Annotated in this window: 32 protein-coding genes and 1 tRNA gene; 28 read left to right on the forward strand and 5 right to left on the reverse strand. The window is 66.6% G+C overall.

Features of this window, described 5'->3' with window-relative positions:
• Positions 1–55: 55 nt before the first annotated feature.
• Both clpS and clpA read left to right on the forward strand, forming a co-directional pair.
• Positions 56–436, forward strand: a complete 381-nt coding sequence (clpS, locus tag J2X21_RS05465; protein ID WP_310325890.1) for an ATP-dependent Clp protease adapter ClpS — start codon at positions 56–58, stop codon at positions 434–436.
• The gene (clpA, locus tag J2X21_RS05470) at positions 433–2757 is read left to right on the forward strand and encodes an ATP-dependent Clp protease ATP-binding subunit ClpA (protein WP_310325893.1); all 2325 of its coding nucleotides are present in this window, start codon (positions 433–435) and stop codon (positions 2755–2757) included. Before clpS ends, clpA begins: the two co-directional genes overlap by 4 nt.
• 90 nt (positions 2758–2847) lie before the next feature.
• On the opposite strand, the gene J2X21_RS05475 is transcribed toward clpA, so the two are convergent.
• From J2X21_RS05475 to J2X21_RS05495, 5 genes are read right to left on the reverse strand one after another with little or no spacing between them, the layout of a single operon-like run.
• Positions 2848–3630 (reverse strand): M90 family metallopeptidase, encoded by a 783-nt coding sequence (locus J2X21_RS05475; protein ID WP_310325895.1) that lies wholly within the window; start codon positions 3628–3630, stop codon positions 2848–2850.
• Entirely contained in the window at positions 3627–4373 is a 747-nt protein-coding gene (locus J2X21_RS05480; protein WP_310325897.1) for a UDP-2,3-diacylglucosamine diphosphatase, read from the reverse strand. Before J2X21_RS05480 ends, J2X21_RS05475 begins: the two co-directional genes overlap by 4 nt.
• Positions 4370–4867, reverse strand: coding sequence for a peptidylprolyl isomerase (locus J2X21_RS05485; protein ID WP_310325900.1), 498 nt, complete (start codon positions 4865–4867; stop codon positions 4370–4372). Before J2X21_RS05485 ends, J2X21_RS05480 begins: the two co-directional genes overlap by 4 nt.
• Positions 4864–5412: a peptidylprolyl isomerase gene (locus J2X21_RS05490; protein ID WP_310327214.1), complete on the reverse strand. Its 549-nt coding sequence runs from the start codon at positions 5410–5412 to the stop codon at positions 4864–4866. Before J2X21_RS05490 ends, J2X21_RS05485 begins: the two co-directional genes overlap by 4 nt.
• 47 nt (positions 5413–5459) lie before the next feature.
• Positions 5460–5975: a tetratricopeptide repeat protein gene (locus J2X21_RS05495; RefSeq protein WP_310325902.1), complete on the reverse strand. Its 516-nt coding sequence runs from the start codon at positions 5973–5975 to the stop codon at positions 5460–5462.
• Positions 5976–6099: 124 nt separating this feature from the next.
• Here J2X21_RS05495 and cysS point away from each other — a divergent pair, with 124 nt between their 5' ends.
• The 26 genes from cysS (at position 6100) to J2X21_RS05625 (ending at position 22785) form a co-directional block, all read left to right on the forward strand.
• Positions 6100–7473 (forward strand): cysteine--tRNA ligase, encoded by a 1374-nt coding sequence (gene cysS / locus J2X21_RS05500; RefSeq protein ID WP_310325906.1) that lies wholly within the window; start codon positions 6100–6102, stop codon positions 7471–7473.
• Positions 7473–8105, forward strand: coding sequence for a DNA-3-methyladenine glycosylase family protein (locus J2X21_RS05505; protein ID WP_310325908.1), 633 nt, complete (start codon positions 7473–7475; stop codon positions 8103–8105). The genes cysS and J2X21_RS05505 overlap by 1 nt, the downstream gene beginning before the upstream one ends.
• The gene (locus J2X21_RS05510; protein ID WP_310325911.1) at positions 8105–9076 is read left to right on the forward strand and encodes an acetyl-CoA carboxylase carboxyltransferase subunit alpha; all 972 of its coding nucleotides are present in this window, start codon (positions 8105–8107) and stop codon (positions 9074–9076) included. The genes J2X21_RS05505 and J2X21_RS05510 overlap by 1 nt, the downstream gene beginning before the upstream one ends.
• Entirely contained in the window at positions 9045–10352 is a 1308-nt protein-coding gene (gene tilS / locus J2X21_RS05515; RefSeq protein ID WP_310325912.1) for a tRNA lysidine(34) synthetase TilS, read from the forward strand. The genes J2X21_RS05510 and tilS overlap by 32 nt, the downstream gene beginning before the upstream one ends.
• A 60-nt stretch (positions 10353–10412) precedes the next feature.
• Complete coding sequence (locus J2X21_RS05520) at positions 10413–11681, forward strand: aspartate kinase (RefSeq protein WP_310325914.1); 1269 nt, start codon at positions 10413–10415, stop codon at positions 11679–11681.
• 52 nt (positions 11682–11733) lie between these two features.
• Positions 11734–11826 (forward strand) — tRNA-Ser (locus J2X21_RS05525).
• A gap of 188 nt (positions 11827–12014) precedes the next feature.
• A complete protein-coding gene (locus tag J2X21_RS05530) occupies positions 12015–13328 on the forward strand; it encodes a tyrosine-type recombinase/integrase (RefSeq protein WP_310325915.1) in 1314 nt (437 codons plus the stop codon).
• Positions 13329–13388: 60 nt separating this feature from the next.
• Positions 13389–13571 carry a hypothetical protein gene (locus J2X21_RS05535; RefSeq protein WP_310325917.1) on the forward strand — a complete coding sequence of 61 codons (183 nt, stop codon included), beginning with the start codon at positions 13389–13391 and terminating at the stop codon, positions 13569–13571.
• Complete coding sequence (locus tag J2X21_RS05540; protein WP_310325918.1) at positions 13568–13744, forward strand: hypothetical protein; 177 nt, start codon at positions 13568–13570, stop codon at positions 13742–13744. Before J2X21_RS05535 ends, J2X21_RS05540 begins: the two co-directional genes overlap by 4 nt.
• Before the next feature lie 55 nt (positions 13745–13799).
• Positions 13800–14120, forward strand: coding sequence for a hypothetical protein (locus J2X21_RS05545; RefSeq protein WP_310325920.1), 321 nt, complete (start codon positions 13800–13802; stop codon positions 14118–14120).
• Positions 14121–14224: 104 nt separating this feature from the next.
• Positions 14225–14857, forward strand: a complete 633-nt coding sequence (locus tag J2X21_RS05550; protein ID WP_310325922.1) for a hypothetical protein — start codon at positions 14225–14227, stop codon at positions 14855–14857.
• Positions 14850–15128: a hypothetical protein gene (locus J2X21_RS05555; protein ID WP_310325924.1), complete on the forward strand. Its 279-nt coding sequence runs from the start codon at positions 14850–14852 to the stop codon at positions 15126–15128. The genes J2X21_RS05550 and J2X21_RS05555 overlap by 8 nt, the downstream gene beginning before the upstream one ends.
• A gap of 207 nt (positions 15129–15335) precedes the next feature.
• Positions 15336–15857 (forward strand): HNH endonuclease, encoded by a 522-nt coding sequence (locus tag J2X21_RS05560; protein WP_310325927.1) that lies wholly within the window; start codon positions 15336–15338, stop codon positions 15855–15857.
• Positions 15854–16411 carry a hypothetical protein gene (locus tag J2X21_RS05565; protein ID WP_310325930.1) on the forward strand — a complete coding sequence of 186 codons (558 nt, stop codon included), beginning with the start codon at positions 15854–15856 and terminating at the stop codon, positions 16409–16411. Before J2X21_RS05560 ends, J2X21_RS05565 begins: the two co-directional genes overlap by 4 nt.
• Positions 16412–16452: 41 nt before the next feature.
• Complete coding sequence (locus J2X21_RS05570) at positions 16453–16818, forward strand: helix-turn-helix transcriptional regulator (protein ID WP_310325932.1); 366 nt, start codon at positions 16453–16455, stop codon at positions 16816–16818.
• On the forward strand, positions 16815–17018 hold the full coding sequence (locus tag J2X21_RS05575) for a hypothetical protein (RefSeq protein ID WP_310325934.1): 204 nt from the start codon (positions 16815–16817) through the stop codon (positions 17016–17018). Before J2X21_RS05570 ends, J2X21_RS05575 begins: the two co-directional genes overlap by 4 nt.
• Complete coding sequence (locus J2X21_RS05580; RefSeq protein ID WP_310325936.1) at positions 17015–17206, forward strand: hypothetical protein; 192 nt, start codon at positions 17015–17017, stop codon at positions 17204–17206. Before J2X21_RS05575 ends, J2X21_RS05580 begins: the two co-directional genes overlap by 4 nt.
• Positions 17206–17913, forward strand: coding sequence for a helix-turn-helix domain-containing protein (locus J2X21_RS05585; RefSeq protein ID WP_310325939.1), 708 nt, complete (start codon positions 17206–17208; stop codon positions 17911–17913). Before J2X21_RS05580 ends, J2X21_RS05585 begins: the two co-directional genes overlap by 1 nt.
• Complete coding sequence (locus J2X21_RS05590) at positions 17910–19244, forward strand: replicative DNA helicase (RefSeq protein WP_310325941.1); 1335 nt, start codon at positions 17910–17912, stop codon at positions 19242–19244. Before J2X21_RS05585 ends, J2X21_RS05590 begins: the two co-directional genes overlap by 4 nt.
• A gap of 226 nt (positions 19245–19470) precedes the next feature.
• Positions 19471–19791, forward strand: a complete 321-nt coding sequence (locus J2X21_RS05595; protein ID WP_310325943.1) for a hypothetical protein — start codon at positions 19471–19473, stop codon at positions 19789–19791.
• 22 nt (positions 19792–19813) lie between these two features.
• Complete coding sequence (locus J2X21_RS05600) at positions 19814–20203, forward strand: hypothetical protein (protein ID WP_310325945.1); 390 nt, start codon at positions 19814–19816, stop codon at positions 20201–20203.
• 11 nt (positions 20204–20214) lie between these two features.
• A complete protein-coding gene (locus J2X21_RS05605) occupies positions 20215–20520 on the forward strand; it encodes a DUF2786 domain-containing protein (RefSeq protein WP_310325947.1) in 306 nt (101 codons plus the stop codon).
• A gap of 7 nt (positions 20521–20527) precedes the next feature.
• Positions 20528–20812, forward strand: coding sequence for a hypothetical protein (locus J2X21_RS05610; RefSeq protein ID WP_310325950.1), 285 nt, complete (start codon positions 20528–20530; stop codon positions 20810–20812).
• The gene (locus J2X21_RS05615) at positions 20809–21126 is read left to right on the forward strand and encodes a hypothetical protein (protein ID WP_310325951.1); all 318 of its coding nucleotides are present in this window, start codon (positions 20809–20811) and stop codon (positions 21124–21126) included. Before J2X21_RS05610 ends, J2X21_RS05615 begins: the two co-directional genes overlap by 4 nt.
• Before the next feature lie 18 nt (positions 21127–21144).
• Positions 21145–21975 (forward strand): hypothetical protein, encoded by an 831-nt coding sequence (locus J2X21_RS05620; protein ID WP_310325953.1) that lies wholly within the window; start codon positions 21145–21147, stop codon positions 21973–21975.
• 189 nt (positions 21976–22164) lie between these two features.
• A complete protein-coding gene (locus tag J2X21_RS05625) occupies positions 22165–22785 on the forward strand; it encodes a hypothetical protein (protein ID WP_310325955.1) in 621 nt (206 codons plus the stop codon).
• Positions 22786–22904 lie beyond the last annotated feature (119 nt).

Here is a 22904-nt window from a genome sequence, read left to right on the forward strand (position 1 = left end):
GTCGCCAACTGCCCGCGGTCGGCGGGGGAATACCCCCGCTCGATAGAATCAACTCATGCCTGTGCACCCCGTTTCTCCACCGCGAAATCAGTCGGCTCCGCCCCCGCCCACGCCTCCTTTGAAGCCGGGCCGGGACGAGGGGGACGGGGCGGTCGTCGTCGAGCGCCAGACCCAGAAGACGGAGCCGCCGCGGCTCTACCAGGTCCTGCTGCTGAACGACGATTTCACGCCGATGGAGTTTGTTGTCATGGTTCTGCAGGAATTTTTCCGCCATGACCTCGATACGGCGACGCAGATCATGCTCAAAATCCACCATGAGGGTCGCGGGGTTTGCGGTGTGTTCACCAAGGACGTCGCCGCGACCAAGGTGGAGCTGGTACTGGCCGCCTCACGGCGCGCCGGCCACCCCCTGCAGTGCATTATGGAGGCCGCATGATTGCGCAAGAGCTTGAAGTCAGTTTGCACATGGCGTTCGTCGAAGCGCGCCAGCAGCGGCACGAATTCATCACCGTCGAGCACCTGCTGCTCGCGCTGCTCGACAACCCCAGCGCCGCGGAGGTGCTACGCGCCTGCGCCGCCAACCTCGATGACCTGCGCAAGAGCCTGACGCAGTTCATCAAGGAAAACACGCCCATGGTGGGCGGCAGCGACGAGGTGGACACCCAGCCCACGCTGGGCTTCCAGCGCGTCATCCAGCGCGCCATCATGCACGTGCAGAGCACGGGCAGCGGCAAGAAGGAGGTCACCGGCGCCAACGTGCTGGTGGCCATCTTCGGCGAGAAGGATTCGCACGCCGTCTACTACCTGCACCAGCAGGGCGTCACGCGGCTGGATGTCGTCAACTTCATCGCCCACGGCATCAAGAAGACCGACCCCGAGCCGCCCAAATCTCCCGAAGGCCAGAACCCTGGCAATCAAGAGAACGAGCGCGAGGAAGGCGAGGGCGGTGCCAGCAAGGCATCGCCGCTGGAGCAATACACGCAGAACCTGAACCAGCACGCCAAGGACGGGAAGATCGATCCGCTGATCGGCCGCGAGTCCGAGGTGGAGCGCGTGGTGCAGGTGCTGTGCCGGCGCCGCAAGAACAACCCGCTGCTGGTCGGTGAGGCCGGCGTGGGCAAGACGGCCATCGCCGAAGGCCTGGCCTGGCGCATCACCGAAGGCGAGGTGCCCGAGGTGCTGGCCGATGCCATCGTCTACTCGCTGGACATGGGCGCGCTGCTGGCGGGCACCAAGTACCGGGGCGACTTCGAGCAGCGCCTGAAGGCGGTTCTGAAGGCGCTGAAGGACCAGCCCAACGCCGTGCTGTTCATCGACGAGATCCACACGTTGATCGGCGCCGGCGCGGCGTCGGGCGGCACGCTGGACGCCAGCAACCTGCTGAAGCCGGCGCTGAGCTCCGGCGCGATGAAGTGCATCGGCGCGACGACGTTCACCGAGTACCGCGGCATCTTCGAGAAGGACGCCGCGCTGAGCCGCCGCTTCCAGAAGGTCGACGTCGCCGAGCCGTCGGTCGAGCAGACCATCGAGATCTTGAAGGGGCTGAAGAGCCGCTTTGAGGAGCACCATTCGGTGAAATACGCGCTGGGCGCGCTGCAGGCCGCGGCCGAACTGTCGGCCAAGTACATCAACGACCGCCACCTGCCAGACAAGGCCATCGACGTCATCGACGAGGCCGGCGCCGCGCAGCGCATCCTGCCCAAGAGCAAGCAGAAGAAGACCATCACGCGCACAGAGGTCGAAGACATCGTCGCGAAGATCGCGCGCATCCCGCCCGCGTCGGTCAACAGCGATGACCGCAGCAAGCTCAAGACGCTGGACCGCGACCTGAAGAGCGTCGTGTTCGGCCAAGACCCGGCCATCGACGCGCTGGCCGCCGCCATCAAGATGGCGCGTTCCGGCCTGGGCCGGCCCGACAAGCCCATCGGCAGCTTCCTGTTCAGCGGCCCCACGGGCGTCGGCAAGACCGAGGTCGCCAAGCAGCTGGCCTACATCCTGGGCATCGAGCTGCAGCGCTTCGACATGTCCGAATACATGGAGCGCCACGCGGTCAGCCGCCTGATCGGCGCGCCTCCGGGCTATGTGGGCTTCGACCAGGGCGGCCTGCTGACCGAGGCCGTCACGAAGAAGCCGCACGCGGTGCTGCTGCTGGACGAGATCGAGAAGGCCCACCCGGATGTCTTCAACGTGCTGCTGCAGGTCATGGACCACGGCACGCTGACCGACAACAACGGACGCAAGGCCGACTTCCGCAACGTCATCATCATCATGACGACCAACGCGGGCGCCGAGGCGCTGAACAAGTCCACCATCGGCTTCACGACCCAGCGCCAGCAGGGCGACGAGATGGCCGACATCAAGCGCCTGTTCACGCCGGAGTTCCGCAACCGGCTGGATGCCATCGTGTCCTTCCGCCCGCTGGACGAGGAAATCATCCTGCGCGTGGTCGACAAGTTCCTGCTGCAGCTGGAGAGCCAACTGGCCGAGAAGAAGGTCGAGGTCAGCTTCTCCGACGCGTTGCGCAAGCATCTCGCCAAGAAGGGCTTCGATCCGCTGATGGGCGCACGGCCGATGCAGCGCCTGATCCAGGACACCATCCGCCGCGCGCTGGCCGACGAGCTGCTGTTCGGCAAGCTGGTGGACGGCGGCCGCCTCAGCGTGGACGTGGACGACAAGGGCGAGACGGTGCTGGACATCCAGCCGCACCAGAAGCCGACCAAGGACGGCAAGCCCAAGGCGGAACCCGCCACGGCTTAGCCCACCCCCTACCGGCTTCGCCGGCCCCCTCAAGGGGGCGCCGTCAGTGGCCCGGCAAAGCCGGTTCCACGACGGCCGCTTGGGAAGGCACTACGTGCTCGGCGCCGGGTCTTGCTTGAAGAAGCCGGCCAGCAGTTCGTACATCGCCGGTTCCTCGGCGCGCATCGCGGCCGGGGCAACGAAGAAGGCCTCGACGGCGACGGCGAAGAACTCCTCGACGGCTTCGCCGCCGTAGGGGTCGATCAGCGTGTGCTCGCCGGCGTCGAGGCGCTGGCAGAACTTCTCCCACTCGGCATCGATGGTGGCGATCCAACGCTCGCGATCGCCGCTGTCCATCGGCGGCACGCCGTCGGCCAGGCCGTCGCGCATGTCGATGACGTGGGCGAACTCGTGCACCACCACGTTGAACACCTCGTCCGCGCCGAAATGCGCCGGATCGTGGCCGACGGCGATGGCGTTCCAGGCCAGCATCAGCGGGCCGCCTTCCATCGCCTCGCCGGCCAGCTCCTCGTCGTACTCGTGCACGACGCCGTTCTCGTCCTCGTAGCGCCGCTGCGCGACGACCTCGCCGGCGTGCATGACGATGCCGACGAAGCCGTCGTACCAGGACAGGCCCAGCCGCAGCACCGGCAGGCAGGCCTGGGCCGCGACGGCCACGGCCACCTCGTCGGTGACCTCGAAGCCGTCCACGCCGTGGAATTCCTTCGTGGACAGGAACAGGCTGCACAGCCGGCGCAGCTCGGCGAGGTCGTCCTCGCTGCGCTGGGCCAGGAAGGGGTAGCGCAGCAGCGTCAGCTGCCAGAGCGCGTCAGGAATCGCGTAGCGTTCGACGGCGCGCTGCTCGCGCCAGTTCTGGATGGCCTTGAGGATCACAGCGGCAGGCGTTGCAGGCCGGCGGCCGACAGGCGTATCACGTCGCCGCGCGGCGGCAGGGCGTCCAGGTCCCAGTCGGACAGCACGACGCGACGCATGCCGTCGCCCAGGTCGTGCTCGGCGGGGCGGTGCGTGTGGCCGTGGATCAGCGTCGCCGCACCGGCCTCGCGCAGCAGGCCGCGACAGGCCTCGGCGTCAAGGTCGGTGGCCATCAGTTGCGCCGCTTGCGAGGCACGGCTTTGCGCGCGCGCCTGGCGGCCGAAAGCCTGGCGTGCGTCCAATCGTTTGGACAGGAAATCGGCTTGCCAGGCCGTGGAGCGGCTGGTAGCGCGCCAGGCCTGGTAGTTCGCATCCGCCACGCACTGCGCATCGCCATGCGCGAGCAGCCAACGCCGGCCGAACGCGTCCAGCACGGTGGGGTCGGGCAGGGCGGTCATGCCGGCGTCCGCCAGCAGGTCGGCTCCGACGAGGAAGTCGCGGTTGCCGGCCATGAAGAACAGGTCGAGCCGCTGGCTGGCGTCGCGCAGCATCGCGACAACGCCGGCCTCGAAGGGCTCGTGGCGGGCATCGTCGCCCACCCAGACCTCGAAGATGTCGCCCAGCAGCAGCACGGCGTCGGCCGTGGTCTGGGCGAGGTGCTGTTCAAGCCGGGCCAGCGTGCCCGGCGTGTCCGGCCCCAGGTGCAGGTCGGACAGCAGGTCGACCTGCTGCCACCGCCCAGGGGCCGTCAGCGTGTGGATCAAACCTCGATGGCCTTCTCGATGACCACGGCCTCGACCGGCACGTCGTCATGGAAGCCGGAACGGCTGGTCTTGACCTTCTCGATCTTGTCGACGACGTCCTGGCCCTCGACGACCTTGCCGAACACGGCATAGCCCCAGCCCGACGGGCTCTCGGACTTGAAGTCCAGGAAGCCGTTGTTGGTCGTGTTGATGAAGAACTGCGCGGTGGCCGAGTGCGGAGCGTTGGTGCGCGCCATGGCCAGCGTGTAGTGGGCGTTCTTCAGGCCGTTGTTGGCCTCGTTCTGGATCGGGGCCTCGGTGGGCTTTTGCTTCATGCCCTGCTCGAAGCCGCCGCCCTGGATCATGAAGCCCTTGATGACGCGGTGGAACACCGTGCCGTCGTAGTGGCCGGCGCGCACGTACTGCAGGAAGTTGGCGACGGACAGCGGCGCTGCGGCGGCGTCCAGCTCGATGAGGATGTCGCCGTGGTTGGTGGTGAGTTTGACTTGGCTCATTTGGGTGTGGGCTCGATGAGAGCCTTGTTGATGACGATGGCTTTGACGGGCAGGTGCTGGTGCACGTCGTAGGGGGCAACCTCGGCCATGCGGATCTTGTCCACGACCTCCATGCCCTCGATGACTTGCCCGAACACGGCATAGCCGGTGGCCGGATTGTCGGGCTCGCCGTCCAGCGGCCGGTTGTCGGCGACGTTGATGAAGAACTGCGACGACGCCGAATGCGGATGGTTGGTGCGCGCCATCGCGATGCTGCCGCGCACATTGGTCAGGCCATTGTGCGATTCCAGCGGGATGGGCGCCTTGGTCGGGCGCGGGTGGGGCGACTTGGCAGGCCGGTCGTTCAGCTTGCGGTCGTAGCCGCCGCTCTGGATCATGAAGCCGTCGATGACGCGGTGGAACACGACGCCGTTGTAGTGTCCGGCCTTCACGTACTGGATGAAGTTGGCCACCGTCTTGGGCGCCTTTTCGGCGTCCAGCGCGATGCGGATGTCGCCTTCGGTGGTCTGCAGCTTGACCGTCTGGGCGGTGGCGCTGCCCAGCATCAGCAGGCCGGCGAGCAGGAGGGGGAGGGTCTTGGTCATGGTGGCGTTCAGCGGGTGCGCAGTTCGCGCGTCAGTGACAGCGTGCGGTTGATCTTGCCGGCCAGCGCCTCGCTGGGCGCGATGGCGGCCTTCTGTGCGCGCTGGTAGGCGCGCAGCGCCAGCCGCACCAGCACGTCGCCAAGGTTCTCTTGAGCCTGTGCATGTTCCGGCTGCAGGCGCAGCGCCTGCTCCAGCGCCGATTGGGCGGCATCGAGGTCGCCCGCGGCGGCGTGCAGCACGGCCAGGTTGTTGAAGGGGTCGGCCAGGTCGGGGAAGTCCTGGGTCAGCCGCGTGAAGATCGTCAGGGCCTTGGCGGTCTCGCCCAGTTCCATGCGCATGACGCCCAGTGCGAAGCGCAGCTGAAGGTCGTCCGGTGCACGGGTCAGGGCCTGCTCGACCAGTTCGACGGCTTGGGTCTTCTGGCCGGCCAGCCACAGGCGCTGCGCGCTGGCCAGATCGGTCGCGAAGGCAGGAGCAGCGGCCAGCGCCAACAGCAGCGCGAGGGAGGGGAGGATCAGGCGCATGAGGGTTGTAGCGGGGAGCGGCCTCGGGGGTGACCGCTATACTGAAATCATTCTATGAGCCCCGCCTGGCCGGTCCCGGTGCGGGGCTTCTTGTTGGTGGCGCTGCCCCACGTTTCTGCTTCACATGTCCCTGCGCGTCTACAACTCCCTCAGTCGCAATCTCGAAGACTTTCAGCCGCTCGTGCCTGGCCAGGTGCGCATGTATGTGTGCGGCATCACGGTCTACGACTTGTGCCACATGGGGCACCTGCGCATGAACATGGCGTTCGACGTCATTTACCGCTGGCTGCGCGCCAGCGGCCTGAGCGTCACCTATGTTCGCAACGTGACGGACATCGACGACAAGATCATCAAGCGCGCCGTCGAGCGTGGCATCACGATCCGCCAGCTCACCGAGGAGATGACGGCCGCGATGCATGAGGACTTCGCCGCCGTGGGCCTGCTGCGCCCCGATCACGAGCCGCGCGCGACCGAGTACGTGCCGCAGATGCTGTCGCTGATCGAGCGCCTGGAAGAACGCGGCCTGGCCTATCGCGCCGAAGGCGGCGACGTGAACTACGCGGTGCGCAAGTTCGACGGCTACGGCAAGTTGAGTGGCAAAAGCGTCGACGACCTGCGCGCCGGCGAGCGCGTGGCCGTGGACGACGGCAAGCTGGACCCGCTGGACTTCGTGCTATGGAAGGCCGCCAAGGCCGAGGAACCCGCCGATGCCAAGTGGGCCGCGCCGTTCGGCGAAGGCCGCCCGGGCTGGCACATCGAGTGCTCGGCGATGAGCTGTGCGCTGCTGGGCGAGAGCTTCGACATCCACGGCGGCGGTGCCGACCTGCAGTTCCCGCACCACGAGAACGAGATCGCGCAGAGCCAGGGTGCCGGCTACGACTTCGCGACCTACTGGCTGCACAACGGCTTCCTGAATGTTGACGGCGAGAAGATGTCCAAGAGCCTGGGCAACTTCTTCACCATCCGCGACGTGCTGCAGAAGTTCGACGGCGAGACGCTGCGCTTCTTCATGCTGCGCACGCACTACCGCCGGCCGTTCAATTTCAGCGACTCGCACCTGGAAGACGCGCGCACCGCGCTGACGCGCCTCTACACCGCGCTGGATGCCGTGCCGCCCGCCGACGTCGCCATCGACTGGACCGAGCCCAGCGCCGCCGCCTTCAAGACAGCGATGGATGAGGACTTCGGTACGCCGGGCGCCGTGGCCGTGCTGTTCGACCTGGTCAACGAGGTCAACCGCGACCGCTCGCCGCAACGGGCCGGCTTGCTGAAGGCGCTCGCTGGCGTGCTGGGCATCCTGCAGCAGGCCCCGCGTGCCTACTTGCAAGGCGGCTCCGGCGGTGATGAGTCGGCCTGGATCGAAGAACGCATTGCCGCCCGCGCGGCCGCCAAGGCGGCCAAGGACTTTGCCGGCGCCGACGCGATCCGTGCCGAACTGTCGGCCAAGGGCATCACGCTGAAGGACGGTGCCGGCGGCACGACCTGGGTGAAGAGCTGATGGCTCCTGCCGACGTGATCCCTCCCTACTGGGACGAGGCCTGCAAGCATCTGGTCAAGCGCGACCGGGTCATGAAGAAGCTCATCCCGCAGTTCGGCGAGGCCCGACTTCAAAGCCGCGGCGACGCGTTCGCGACGCTGGCGCGGTCCATCGTGGGCCAGCAGATTTCCGTGAAGGCGGCGCAGTCCGTCTGGGGGCGCTGGGTCGAGCTGATGCCCAAGCTGCAGCCGGCGGCCGTTCTGGCGCTGGCCGTGGACGAGCAACGGGCGGCCGGCCTGTCGGCGCGCAAGGTCGAGTACCTGCGCGACCTGGCCGAACATTTCGACTCCGGGCGGGTGCATGTGCGCCAATGGGCGCAGATGGACGACGAAGCCATCATTGAAGAACTGGTCGCGATCCGCGGCATCGGTCGCTGGACGGCCGAGATGTTCTTGATTTTTCACCTGATGCGCCCCAACGTGATGCCCCTGGACGACGTGGGCCTGTTGAAGGGCATCAGCCTGAACTATTTCTCCGGCGAGCCGGTGTCCCGGGCCGAAGCGCGCGAAGTCGGCGACGCCTGGGCCCCCTACCGTTCGGTAGCCGTTTGGTACATTTGGCGCAGCCTCGACCCACTCCCCGTGGACTACTGATGAGCAAAAAACACTTCCTGGAGTTCGAGCAGCCCATTGCCGAACTCGAGACCAAGATCGAAGAGCTGCGCTACGTGCAGAGCGAGTCGGCCGTCGACATCTCCGAGGAGATCGACCGTCTCTCCAAGAAAAGCCAGCAGCTGACCAAGGAGGTCTACTCCAACGTCGCGCCCTGGCAGGTCTACCAGATCGCCCGCCATCCGCAGCGCCCGCAGACGCTGGACTACTGCTCGGAAGTCTTCACCGAGTTCCAGGAACTGCACGGTGACCGCCACTTCGCGGACGACGCCGCCATCGTCGGCGGCATTGCGCGCTTCAACGGCCAGGCCTGCATGGTCATCGGCCACCAGCGCGGCGGTGACGCCAAGGAGCGCACGCTGCGCAACTTCGGCATGCCTCGCCCCGAGGGCTACCGCAAGGCGCTGCGCCTGATGAAGTTGGCCGAGAAGTTCGGCCTGCCGGTGTTCACCTTCATCGACACCATGGGGGCCTACCCTGGCATCGGTGCCGAAGAGCGCGGCCAGTCCGAGGCCATCGGCCGCAACATCCTCGAGATGGCGCAGCTGGAGGTGCCGATCATCGCGACGGTCATCGGCGAAGGCGGCTCCGGTGGCGCGCTGGCCATCGGCGTGGCCGACCAGGTGCTGATGCTGCAGTTCGCCGCCTATTCCGTCATCTCCCCCGAAGGCTGCGCGTCCATCCTGTGGAAGAGCAGCGAGCGCGCGTCCGACGCCGCCGAGGCGCTGGGCATCACGGCGCATCGCCTGAAGGCGCTGAACCTGATCGACAAGATCGTCAGCGAGCCGGTCGGTGGCGCGCATCGCGACCCCAAGCAGATGGCGTCCAACCTCAAGCGCGCGCTGTCGGACTCGCTGCGCCAGGTCAGCGACCTGAAGACCCGCGAGCTGCTGGACCGCCGCTACGAGCGCGTCCAGGCCTATGGCCGATTCGGCGACACCAAGAACCGCTGATACCGTAGCTGTCGCCTTCAGCGGCGGCCTCGATTCGACCGCGCTGCTGCATGCCACCATCCGCGCGGCGGTGGATGAGCAGCGGGTTCTTGCCTTTCATGTGCACCATGGCCTGCTCCCCGAGGCCGATGGCTGGGCCGCGCATTGCGAAGCCGTCGCGCAGGAGCTGGGCGCGGGTTTCGCATGCACCCGGCTGGACGGTGCGCCGGGGCGCGGCGACAGCGTCGAAGCCTGGGCCCGCGACGGGCGGCATCGTGCACTGCACGACATGACGCTGGCGGCCGGTGCCGACCTGCTGCTGCTGGCCCACCATAGACAAGACCAGGCCGAGACCTTCCTGCTGCAGGCCATGCGCGGTGCCGGCAGTGCCGGGCTGGCCGCGATGCCGCGTGCGCAATGGCGCGACGGCATCTGCTGGGCACGTCCCTGGCTGGACCAGCCGCGTGCGTTGATCCACGCCTATGCGCTGCAGCATGGGCTGCGCTGGATCGAGGATCCGAGCAATGGCGATGCCCGCTATGCCCGCAATCGCCTGCGCCAATCACTGTGGCCGGCTTTCCCGGCGGCGGAGGCGGGGCTGGCCCAGGCGGCGCGATGGGCGCAGCAGGCGCATGACCTGGCGACGGAAGTGGCGGCCGAAGATCTCGCCGGCATCGCAACACCGGAGCGCCTGGACCTGACCCGGCTGGCTTCGCTGTCGCCGGCCCGTGCCCGCAATGCGCTGCGCGCCTGGCTGGCCGGCCACATGCAGGCGCCCGCCAGCCTCGTGGAGCGATTGCTGAGCGAATGGCGGCCGGGTCTGACGGCGTCGTGGCCGGCGCCGGGCGGCGAGGTGCATGCTTATCGCGATGGCCTGTTCTGGGCGGCTGCCAGCCCGCAGCCGTCGCAGGCTGAGGTCGTCGACCTCGCCCGGCCGGGCCTGCACTTCCAGCCCCGATGGGGCGGTGCCTGGCTGGTGGAGGCCGCCAACCCAGGAATTGCTGCTCAGCGCCTGACAAGGTTGACTCAACGCGGCCGCAGAGGCGGCGAGCAGTTCCAGCGCGCGTTCGGCACGGTGGCGCGCAGCCTGAAGAAGGCGTGTCAGGAGGCCGGGCTGCCACCTTGGCGGCGCAGCGGCCCGCTGCTGTTCGACGCCGCCGGCCAACTGGTCGCCGTCGCCGGGCTGGGCATGGATGCCCGTGCCTTCGCCGATCAAGATGAGCCAGGCCTGTCTGTACGCTGGCTGGAGGACTCAGCCTTGCTTCAGAGCGAAGGCGCGGCGCCTAAGCCCGCATAAAATCAGGGGTTTGCGAGCATGCCGTCCCGGCGGCTCCGTCTTCAGCCTTCGCTCAATCTCATGGCTCTGATCGTCCACAAGTACGGCGGCACCTCGATGGGTTCCACCGATCGCATCCGCAACGTCGCCAAGCGCGTCGCCAAATGGGTGCGCGCCGGCCACCAACTGGTGGTCGTGCCCTCGGCGATGAGCGGCGAGACCAACCGCCTGCTGGGCCTGGCCAAGGAACTGTCTCCCGCCACGTCGTCGCCCGAGGTCATGCGCGAGCTGGACATGATCGCGGCGACCGGTGAGCAGGTGTCGGTGGGCCTGCTGGCCATCGCGCTGCAGGCCGAAGGCGTGCCCTCGGTCAGCTACACGGGCTGGCAGGTGCCGGTCGCGACCGACTCTTCCTACACCAAGGCCCGCATCGAGAGCATCGATGACAAGCGTGTGCGCGAGGACCTCGCCGCCGGCAAGGTCGTCGTGGTGGCGGGCTTCCAGGGCATCGACGCCGACAACAACATCACGACGCTGGGCCGTGGCGGCTCCGACACCTCGGCCGTCGCCATCGCCGCCGCGATGAAGGCCGACGAGTGCCTGATCTACACCGACGTGGACGGCGTCTACACGACGGACCCGCGCGTGGTGCCCGAGGCGCGCCGCCTCAGCTCCATCACCTTCGAGGAAATGCTGGAGATGGCGTCGCTTGGCTCCAAGATCCTGCAGATCCGCTCGGTGGAGTTCGCCGGCAAGTACCGCGTGCCGCTGCGCGTGCTGTCCAGCTTCACCGCCTGGGACATCGACATCAATGAAGAAGCCGCTTCCGGCACGCTGATCACTTTCGAAGAGGACGAGAACATGGAACAAGCCGTCGTTTCGGGCATTGCCTTCAACCGTGACGAGGCCAAGGTGACGCTGCTGGGCGTGCCCGACAAGCCCGGCATCGCCTTCCAGATCCTGGGCCCGGTGGCCGAGGCCAACATCGACATCGACGTCATCATCCAGAACGTCTCCCACGACGGGAAGACCGACTTCTCGTTCACCGTGCACCGCAACGACTACCAGCGCACGATGGACCTGCTGAAGAACACCGTGGGCCCGGCGACCAACGCCAGCCAGGTGCTGGGCGACCCCAAGATCTGCAAGGTCTCCATCGTCGGCATCGGCATGCGCTCGCACGTGGGCGTGGCCAGCAAGATGTTCCGCGCGCTGTCGGAAGAGGGCATCAACATCCAGATGATCTCCACCAGCGAGATCAAGACCAGCGTCGTCATCGACGAGAAGTACATGGAACTGGCCGTGCGCGCGCTGCACAAGGCCTTCGACCTGGATCAGGAAGCCGCCTGAGCTTTCTTTTCCGGAGAGCCCGCGCAGTTGGTATAGAATGCGCGGCTGTGCTGGAGTCGTGACCGAGTGGCCGAAGGTGCTCCCCTGCTAAGGGAGTATGTGGGCAAAACCTGCATCGAGGGTTCGAATCCCTCCGACTCCGCCAGCACACTCCCTCCCCAAGGTGCACTGAGGTGCAATTGAGGTGCAGGGTTCGGGTGCTGCAAGTCATTGAATTGACTGACTTTTCTCCCTGAAACACACTCCCCAAGGTGCACCGAACGTGCATCACCGTGCGCCAAGCACGCGCCAACTTCTGGCGGACTGGCTGGCGGACAGAAGGGGAAACGGGGAATGGCTACCACCTCCCGCCGGACGGCGGCAAGGCTTCACCTGCTGACTGCCAAGCAGGTTCAACACGCGCCGGAAGGCGATCTCTCTGACGGCGGCGGTCTGCTGCTGCGGGTGCGCGGGTCCTCCGCGTCCTGGGTGTTCCGATTCACTGCGCCGAGTGGCAAGCGCCGCGAGATGGGCCTCGGCGTCTGCCATCGGGGTAGCCCTGGACAGGCCGGTGACAGCCTCACAGGCGCCCGCGATGCGGCCCACAAGGGGCGCGAGCTGCTCCGCAGCGGCATCGACCCGCTGAAGCAGAAGGAAGACGCCCGCCAGGCCGAGCGTGAGGCCGAGCTGGCCCGCAAGGCTGACAAGGCGCGCGACCGGCGGACGCTGGCCCGCTGCGCCCGCGACTACCACGAGCGGGCTATCGAGCCCCGTCTCAGCTCCAAGCACTCGGCGCAGTGGATCGCGAGCCTGGAGAACCATGTCCCGGCCGCGCTATGGCACAAGCCCATTGCCGACGTCACCGCCCCCGAACTGCTGGCCGCCCTGGCCGAGGTCAAGCCTCATGAGCGCGCCCGGAATCTGCCGGCCGAGCGAGTGCACGAGACGCTGACGCGGATCCGCCAGCGCCTCGACGCGGTGTTTGAGGACGCGATCTTCCACCGCTACTGCGACGGCAACCCGGCCGCCGCCATCCGGCGCAAGCTGCGCGAGGCGATGCCGCGCCAAAAGCCGGGCCAGTTCGCAGCGCTGCCATTCCAAGATGCCCCTGCCTTCCTCGCCCAGTTGCGCGATGCACAGGGCACTGCTGCGCGCTGCCTGGAGTTTGCGGTGTTGTGTGCCGCGCGCACCTCCGAAGCTCTGCTTGCGACCTGGTCCGAGTTCGACCTCGAGGCGGGCGTCTGGACGGTCCCGGCCGAGCGCATGAAGGGTGAGGAGGAGCACGTCGTGTTCCTGTCGGAGCGCGCCATTGCGATCCTGCAAGGCCAGGCCGGCCTGCACGCCTCTCTGGTGTTCCCTTCGACGGTGCTGGAGGACAAGCCGATGAGCAACATGGCCATGCTGGCGGTGCTCGACCGGCTGCAGATGCGCGGCTGCACGACCGTGCACGGGCTGTGCCGCTCGACTTTCAGCACCTGGGCAAACGAGACCGCGGCGGCACGGCCAGACGTCATCGAGGCGTGCCTCGCCCACAAGGAGCAGGACAAGGTGAGGGCGGCCTACAACCGGGCCCAGTTCAACTTGGAGCGGCGCGCGCTACTGGCCGCGTGGGCTGCGTATCTGGAGCGGCCGGCGGCCCAGGTGTTGACGTTCGAGCGCGCTGCCTAGACGAATATACGGCTACAAAAATTCCTTGCAATCGGAAAATAAGCGGCTACGATAATGTCCATGGACAAGAAGCAGCCGGCACAGAAAACCCGCGGACGCCCCGCCATCCAGGCAGGGCAAGACACGGTGCCGATCACGATCCGCATGACGGCGCAGCAACGCGACAAGCTGCAGCGCCTGGGCGGTGCACAGTGGGTCCGTTCGAAGATCGACAAGGCCCGCGACCCGGAGGCAAAAGCATGAGCACCCGTCGCAGCACTCGCAGCCTCATCTTCCCGGCCGTCTGGTTGGGTTGCGCCCCCGGCCTCGTTGCCATGAGCGTGCTGTTCAAGCTCGGTATGCCCGCTGGCCTTGCCGCCCTGTGCGGCCTGCCGGCAGGCATCGCGGCCGCGATGTTGCTGCTGAAGAAGATCTGACCCCTGGCGCTAGGTACCGGCTGGCCAAGACGATGGATCGCGTGAAGGACCCGCAATGAGCTACTTCGAGTTCCTGGACAAGTGGATGATGCTGTCGGCCTTCGCCAAGGCGCTGGCCTGCATCGTTCCCGCGTTCGTGATCGTCCGGCTGGCGACCGGTGCAAAGCCGGCGGACGTCGCTCGCCATGTCGGCATTGCGCTGTTGACCGTCGGCGTGCCAGCGCTGCTCTTCGCGATCCTCGGTTCTGGCATCTACCTTGGCCAGCACCTCGGTTTCGGCAAGGCGTGGGGCGTGCTTGTCGGCCTGGTCGCCATGCTGGGCACGCCGCTGCTGATCGCGCGCATCGGACATCGCCCGCGCCGCGTCGCGCATTGAATCCGGCGCCTCAGCGGTCCTGAGGCAAAGCGGCCGAGCGCAGGGGGTAGGAGCCCTGTGCCCGACCTGACCACAACGCACACACCGTGAAAGGACCGTGCACCATGGCTACCCAGACTGTACCCACCGCGCCCCTGGCCGGCGCCGAAGCTTGCCGCGTCATGCTGGCGAGCCTTGCTGCGCTCCAGCGCGTCAAGGTTGAGCCCAATCCGAGCGTCGTAGACGGGCAGGACGACGGCAACCGCTACGACTACTGCGGCGCAGACCGCGCCATCGCCTCAGCCCTCGACAGCTTTGGCAACAACGTCGGCTTTCGACACGCCCTTTCGCACTACCTGCTTTCCATCATGATGGACGGCATCGTGCCTGACCCTTCAGCGCTGCGAGCCGATGCGATGCTCACCGACAACGGGTATCGCCCCCGCGGCGCTCTGCCGGATGCGCCGGGGCGGGCCGATGGTGCACTCAGCTTGGATGATGAGCAGGTTGGCGCGGGCTTATCTGCCACCTGGGAAATTGAGGCTCTTTGCGAGAGCGGTCGCGACATGGCGGCCCGCTTGGGCGCGATGGACGACGCGGCGGCGATGCGCACCGAACTGAAGTTGCGCGGCCTGTTCGTGCGCATCGAGCAGCTGAGCATGGCCCTGATGTCCCTGCTCGACGAGGACATCGACACCGCGCACTTGCAGCGCAAGGTGTTTGGTCGCGAGCTGGCGAAGGAGGTGGCCCATGCCTGACCTCATCGATCAAGCCAGCGCGGTGACCGCGATCCACAACGCCATCCGCGTCACCGGGCCCGATGCCGTCGTTTTCAACCCTGCTGCGAGCCCGGTCGACCTGCTCGCTTATGCGCAGGGACAGATGACTATCCTGAGCGAGATGCTGCTGGCGCTGCAGGACGCCGACGAAACGGCCCTGCCATACGCACTTCGTTCCGTGCTCGAACTTGCTACGGCCGCGGTCGAGCTTGCTGCTTCGCGGCTGCTGAAGGAGGCTCGTCATGGCTAGCCCAGCCTTGCGGCTCGTCGGCGGCCGGGACTTCAGGCCTTGCCAAAGGCCACAGCAGGTGCTCCCCGGCGCAACGAAAGCGGGTGGGTGGCCGTTCACGCCAGAGCTCCTGGCCGCATTGCAGAACGCTGATCCCAAGACACTGAAGCGCGCGCAGACCGCGGTGATGATCGCGCTGGATTGGGACATGGCCCCAACGGAGCCGCTATGAGCGCCGCCCCAATGCTCCGCCGCCCAATCATGGGTGGCGTCTTCGGTCAGGGCGAGTTCGAACTGGCCACGCAGCCGACCATCACCAACGGTCTACACGCTGTTCGATTCCTGGTGATCCAGCCACGCGCCGGCCGCGTCCTGGCCATTGCCGAGTCGAAGACCGAAGCACTGGCTGGCGCTCGGCGCGTGCTGCGCGCAACTGGCGCCGCGAACGACGAGGAACCGCGGTGGGTGCAGCCCCGCCTGTGGTCGGATGCCGAGCTGTCGGTCGTGTCGGAGCCGCCACCCCGGCCGGTGTCGCGGCGCCGGCGCGAGGTGTTCACGCGCTCGGGCGGCTGCTGCAAGTACTGCGGAACACCGCTGCAGCTTGACGGCGCCTGGCACGTTGAACACCAGCTGCCGCGCGCGCTGGGCGGCACGGACGAGGCGCTGAACCTGGTAGCGGCTTGTGAGCGTTGCAACTTGCAGAAGGGCACGATGACGGCGCTTCAGTTCGTGGCCGCGGGCGGAAGATGACGCGCCGCAAGCCCCCCGCGGACCGCGTGGACGCACTTGCGCGCGAGTGCGCTGGCCTGCTGTCGTGGCTGAAAGGGCCTGGCGTGGCGGCAGCTCCGGAGCTGTTCGCTGCCCGGGCTTCGGCCTATGCCGCGCTGGTCGAGGCTGTTGGCTACCTAGCGAAAGGCCCGGAACTGCTCGACGCATACGGTGCGCTGCTGCCGCAGCCTGCCGGCTTACCCGCGCCAGTGGACAGACCCGCCGCCAGCTTCACGCCTGATGAAATCGCGCTGCTCGACGAGCCCGTGCTGACTGCACAAGGATGGATCGTTCCCGGACCGTTGGCCCTGCACGTTGATCAGGTTAAGCGGTCCCTGCTGGAGCAGCAGAAGCCCTCCACAGACCGTGACGCGCTAGTCCAGATCCTGACGAACCGAGCAACGGCCCGTGGTGAATCGCAGTGGCGCGCGCTGGGCGAGCTGTCCAGGCTGCAAACCCGTTTGAGCCGCGAGCGCACTGCCGCGCGAATTACAAGAGGCGGCGCTAAGGTGCCACCCGAAACGCCACCCGAGTAATTGCAGGCAACCGACATTGCGTGAGCCGAAAGGAGCACGCAATGCACGCAGAAACGCAGTTCGACAGAAACGGCAGCGGCCAAAGCCTCAAGGCCGTTGCGACCCCGGCGGCGATGCCGCCTCAGTCCCCCTCCCATTCCGCCCCCAAGCCGCGGCGCCTGCTCAACTTCGCCGAGTTGCAGGCGAAGCTGAATGTTTCCGAGCGGACGCTCCGCTACCTGGTGCACGAGAGCTGGATGCCCCGCCCGCTGGAGCTGGGGCCGCGCGCCCTGCGCTGGGTTGAGGCGGAGATCGACGAAGCCCTGGATGCGCGCGCGCCCCGCCGTGCTGAACCGGCCCCGGAACCGGCAAGCCTGCTCCGAAGCCGTATCGAGCGCATGAAGCGCGGCGCGGGGTGCGCAGCATGAGCGGCGGGCCTTCCGACATCGCCGCCCGTTGGAACCGCGGCGACACCATTGGGTCGTTCACGTCCGAAGAGCGCCAGCGCCTGCGCGAGGACATGCGCGCTCAGATGGACGGCCTGGCCCCGAAGAGTCCCGACCGTGCGCGCTTTGCAACCGACCTGCGCCAGCTGTACGAAGTCGACTTCCCGGAGACCGGCGAATGAGCGCCGTCGACTCCAAGATGCTGGCCACCCTGACCGCGCGCTGTGCACTGCTCGGCGCCACTCTGCACGCGCTGCCCGACGACGGCGGTCGCGCCGAGTTCATCGTCTCGCGCTGGGCGCTGACGAAGGGCTTTTCGACGCTGGCCGAGGTCGAGGCCTGGCTCGCGCGCTTCGAGGGTGGCAAGTAATGAGCGTGACGGTGATGGCCCAGGTCTGGCGCGGCTCGCGCCACGCAGGCACTGAGCTGTTGATGCTGCTCGCTCTGGCGGACTTCTCCGACGATGACGGCAACAGCTATCCCGCGGTGTCGACGCTCGCCCGGAAGTGCCGGATGCAGCCGCGCAATGCGAACTACATCCTCAAGGCGCTGCAGGCCAGCGGCGAGCTGCAGGTGCGTCCGAACGAGGGGCCACACGGCACGAACCGATACCGAATCGTCCTGAAGGCCCTGCAATCCGGTGCAGGGGTGCAAAGCCTTGCAGGGGTGCAACCCATTGCGCCCACCCCTGCAATGGAGTGCGCGAAACCCCTGCAACGCACTGCAGACAAACCATCAATGAACCATCAGGAACCGTCAAAGGCTGCGCGCAAGCGCGCCGCCACCTTCGACGCAAGCGCAATCCAGTTGCCCGAATGGCTGCCCCGTTCCGTCTGGGCCGAGTGGGTCGCAGACCGTCGCGAGCGCCGGAAGCCCATAAGCTCGCGCGCCGCCGGCCAGCAGCTCAAGCGCCTGGCTGAGTACCGCGACCAGGGCCACGACGTGGCGCGGGTCATTGAGCACTCAATCGCGAACGGCTACCAAGGGCTGTTTCCCCCGAAGGAAGACGCGCGCAAGGTTGGCCGGGTCTCGCCTGCCCTCGCGGCCGATGACCTGTTCACCGGGAACCAGACATGAACTACCTCCCGAGTATTCCCATCGATGACCTGCCATGGTCGTGCGAGGCCGAGCAGAGCGTCCTTGGCGCGCTGCTCATTGACAACGACGCATACAACGTCGTGCGCCTGCTGCTGCGGGAAGAGAGCTTCTGGCATCCACCGCATCGCCAGGTCTTCGGAGCCATGCAGCAACTCCTTCGCGCGGGGAAGCCGGCCGACGTGGTGACCGTCTTCGATGCCCTCGGCGCCGAGCGCGCCGAACTCGTCGGCGGCCTCAAGTACCTTAACGAGCTGGCGCTGTGCGTGCCCTCGGCGCGGAACGTCAGCCAGTACGCCCAGATCGTCGGCGACAAGGCGTTGCGCCGCGAGATTCTGGGCGCTGTGGATGGCGCGCTTGGCGTCGTTCAAGATTCGGTGTCTGCTGACGAGGCGCTTGATCGCGTGCAGACGCTCCTGTCCCGCATCAAGCGCGTGAATCCTGGCGCCGACCCGCGCACCATCGGCGAGCTGATGGCTGCCCGCGTGGCGCACTGGGAGAGGCTCGAGGCCGGCGACGAGGCCCCCGGCATTTCCACGGGTCTAGCACCACTCGACGAGGCCCTCGACGGCGGTCTCAAGCCCGGCAAGGTCATCGTGCTGGCCGCCCGCCCGAGTGTCGGGAAAACCTCGCTCGCGACGCAGATCTTGCTGCACATCGGCGCACAGGGGAAGCGCGGGCTGATGTGCAGCCAGGAGATGACTGCGGGCGAGCTGATGGACCGCGCCGCCTCGCACCTGGGCGCAATTCGCATGGATCACCTAGCTGCCGGGCGCCTAGCGCCAGACGACTGGGCACGCGTGGCTGAGCTGGCTGACCGCACGGCCAGCATGCCGGTCTATATCGACGATCAACCGGCACTGAGCCTGCTCGACATCCGGGCGAAGGCGCGGCATGTCCAGCGGCAAGGCGGCCTCGGTCTGCTGGTCGTCGACTACCTGCAGCTGTGCAGCAGCGCGGCCGGCACCGACAAGCGGCATCACCAGATCGAGCAGATCAGCCGCGGCATCAAGGCACTTGCTAAGGAACTTGGGGTCTGCGTGCTCCTGCTGTCCCAGCTCAACCGCTCCAGCGAAGGCGGCGAGCCTGAGCTACAGCACCTGAAGGAATCGGGTTCCATCGAGGAGGACGCCGACGTCGCAATCCTGCTGCACCCGATGGGCCATGAGCCTGACGGGTCAATGCTGGTGCTGGCCAAAGTCGCGAAGAACCGCGGCGGCCGGCGTGGCCGGCTCGCACTTTCCTTTGATGGACGCACCCAGCGATGGGAGCCGAGTGTCGGCAACGTCAGCCGGCGTGGGGCCGTCGCATGAGCGCTCGAGCCGCATCCCTGACTGGGACCTGGGCCGTCGGTCGATACACGGCGACGCTCACCGCAGGCCCGAACGACGACGGCATGGTCACCGCGGTGTGCGAGTGGCTGCCCCACATGCCAAGGACCCTCACCCCACGCGAGAAGGAGGACTACCAGAGCGGCCTCGCCGCGTTCGCTACAGAACTGGGCCAGATGGCCCGCCAACCCAACCCATCGAGCACACCATGACCACGCACATCGCACAGCAGATTTCGAAGGCCTTCCAGGCCACTCCCGCTTGGACACAGGACACGCCGGGCGACGCGGCCAGCGGCACCGCCGCGGCGGCCTGGTCGCCCGTGACGGCGGAGCTGGCCCGGCTTGCGCCCGCGACAGCGCCTCGCGCCGACCGCCTGGCCGCCTACACGCAGCTGGTGGCCGAGTTGCGGCGCGCTCGCGACCAGGTCACGACCAGCAAGAAGCTGGGCCCGGCAGAGCGTATCGCGTTCGGCAACTGGGTTCAGCTGCTGCTGAACACCTACGAGACGCTGCTCGCCAACACCTGACCTTCAACCAACAGGAGCCCCCATGTCCCTCAAGCCTTCCACGCGTGTCTACGACGAGTTCATCGGTGACACCTTCGCTGTGCCCACCGGCCGACTCATTGGCGCCGAGCTGCGCGTCGTGCCCTTCTCGCTGGCCAGCGGGTCGCAACATACGGACGACAGCCTGCAGCTGTTGATCGAAGTGCGCAGCAGGCCTGGTGCCGACTTCGAGGTCGCGGCCGAGTCGCCGCTGTTGTCCCAGTACCAAGAGGTCAGTGCCGAGGTGATGCTCCCTCTCCGCGAGGCTCCGGGGCCTGACGCGGATGGCCAAACACCGGCGGTTGCGACCGAGGCTCAGCCGGTCGCCCGCTTCCGCCTGATTCACGCCGGCCGGCAAGTGCCGCGCTACGACATCCGGCTCATCGGCCTATGACAGGGGGCACCGTGCTTGACGCCGTGCAACGTCGTGCGCTTGCCAAGGTGCAGAAGTGCCTGAATCTGGCCGCTGACGCCCGGGGCGACGCCACCACGCGCGAGACGGCCTGGCGGCAGGCCCAGGTGCTCATCGAGAAGCACGGGCTGCAGCTGGAGCGGCTCGAGGCCGCGCCCCCCGCTGCACCGGCCGGACCGCCGCCTACGTCGTCACCGTTGTGGGCCGGCTACTGGGCCGCCCGGACTACGGCCGAGGCGCTGGCCGCGGGCGTTCGTTCGCCGGTCCTGTGCCGTAACGGCTGGTGCGTTCCTGGATGACCGCTCGATGCATGAGATTGACGACCCGAAAGGAGCCCAAGTGCCTGACGCACAAGGCGATTCCAAGAAACCCCCCCGCCGCAGGCCGCTGGACACCCTTGAACGAGTCCGGCGCGAGATGACGGTGACCTATTGGGAGCATCGTGAGGGCCGCATCGGCCTGGACGATGCCAAGGGCCGTGTGCACATCCTCGGGAAGATCAGTGAGGTGCTGAAGGCCGAGCACGGCAGCGACGACGAGATTGCAGGACTGCTCAAGCAGGTCCGCGAGAAACTGAAAGGCGACCGATGAAGACGAGAACCAGGAAGCTTCTGGCTGAGCTGCATGACCTGCTGGATGGGCCTGACGACGACGAGATGAAGCGCGAGGTGTTCGCGTTCGAACTTGTCGCCGCAGCACTGCTCATGGTCAGCAGTGGCAAAGCCGCTCGGCAAGACGTGGAGGGCGCGGCTTCCGAGTTCGTTGAACGCCTTCGGGCGTTCCCGCGAGAGCAATGGTCGGCATTGTTCGATCAGGCCCGTACAGCGGCATGTTGCACGACGGCGAACCCTCGCCGCGAGGTGCTGGAGCAGCTGATCACGGCGGTACAGGCGGCGGGATCCTAAGTTCGGTATCCTCGGCCGATGATCTCAAACGCTTCGGTTGAAGACTTCAAGGACATCTGCGGCGCGCTGCGTCGACGCGCCGCGGAAACCACCCATAAGGTGTGCTTGAACGAGAAACAAAACGCTGCTGCGCGCGGCATGCTGAGCTCAAGCACTGCAGTTCATGCGGTTGACCGTGCAGCAGCGGAAACGTTCTTCAGTTTTGCTGGCGAGTCATTTGAAGCCTTGAAGGCCATGAATGACGCAGAGCCGACCGATGACGGTGGCGCTCGACGGGACCAGCTTCGGGCCCTACTCGAAGCGCAGATTGCTGAACTTGCCTCGGCGGTGATAGGCGCCAGGAACCAGCACCGGCGGACCTCTGGGCTGCAAAACCAGTCGCTTATCGAGGACCGCTTTCACGAAGTGGTGGAGCGTGCCGTTGCCGAGTTCAAGGGGCGGATCGGTCTAGCAGCTACCGCGCGCGGCAATCGGCCAACTCCTAGCCCTGCCGTGATTCACAGTCCGACATTCCATGGAAGCGTCGCGAACTATCAGGCAGGCGACCACAACACTGCGACGGTCATGCAATCGGGCACTCAGGTGTCCGCAGCCGAAGCGAAGGCGGCGCTTGATCTGCTGATTCAGGCGTTGGGGCAGGCGAGTCATATAGCGCCCTCCCAGCGCTCAGAGGTGATCGAAGTCCTAGAGCAAGTCAAAGTCGAGGCAGACAAAGAGCGCCCGAATCGCCGATCCGTGGGAGGCCTTGTTGGCGGGGTGCGTGATGTTCTCGAAGGCTTGCAAGCTGCGCCAGGGGCATGGGACACGGTACGAACATGGTGCGACTTCATCGCAACCAGCGTGACCTAGTCGGGCCCCATCACAAGACTCTGCCCACCCGTGGTCGGGCCGCTCAGCCTCATCGAACTGTTTGTCCGGGAGAGCATGACCTCCTCGATGGTGCAAACCTAGGCAACGGCGCCGGACCGTCGTTGAAGGGCGTGCCCTAGACATTCGCGACCTACCGTTAGGGAGAATGATTTACTCAAGGGGGAACAAATGGACGTGAACGATGTGCCTAACGATCAGAGAACCCGTGACCCCAGTTGGTCGATCTGGGTCGCAGGCGGCGCCGTAACGCTGCTGGTGGTTGCGTACGTTATCCGCTTCGGGTGGGTGCTGAACCTCCCGCTCGCTTCGGATCCTGGCGACTGGGGCGCTTTCGGCGACTACGTTGGGGGTATCGTTAACCCTCTCATTGCGCTTATGGCCTTGATCTGGCTGGTCGAGTCGGTACGCATTCAGCGGAGAGAACTTGCGGCAACGCGGGATGAACTACGGAAGGCCGCAACGGCGCAGGCCACTCAGGTGCTCCTAGCAGCCAAAACCGCGAAGATCTCTGCAGTTAGTACGATGCTGCAGTCAGTGCAGTCCGAGATTGAACAGTTGGAGGCTTACGCCGCCCGGCTGGGCGATTTCCAGTTGCGTGGAGGACATGTCGTTAGTCGCAGCGGAGAGCCCGTTGGGCATGCCCGCGCCACAGTCGAGCTGACGCAAATAGGGGTTCGACTGCCTCAGTTGCATGAATGGAAAGAAGAACACCGCGCAACCCTGGACCGCGAGAGCGGTGAGCTTTCTGCCTTGCTGCTGAATGCTGCTGGCGGACACGCTGCTGAATAGGACAGACACACCGTGCAAACGCAGCACCGGCGCGGGCCTTGACAGTCTCCGACTCCGCCAAACACATTAAAGCCCGTCCGAGATTCATCTTGGACGGGCTTCTTCTATTGCCGAAGCCC

It is taken from the genome of Roseateles asaccharophilus (assembly GCF_031458115.1).
In the GTDB taxonomy this organism is placed as follows: Bacteria; Pseudomonadota; Gammaproteobacteria; order Burkholderiales; family Burkholderiaceae_C; genus Pelomonas; species Pelomonas asaccharophilus_A.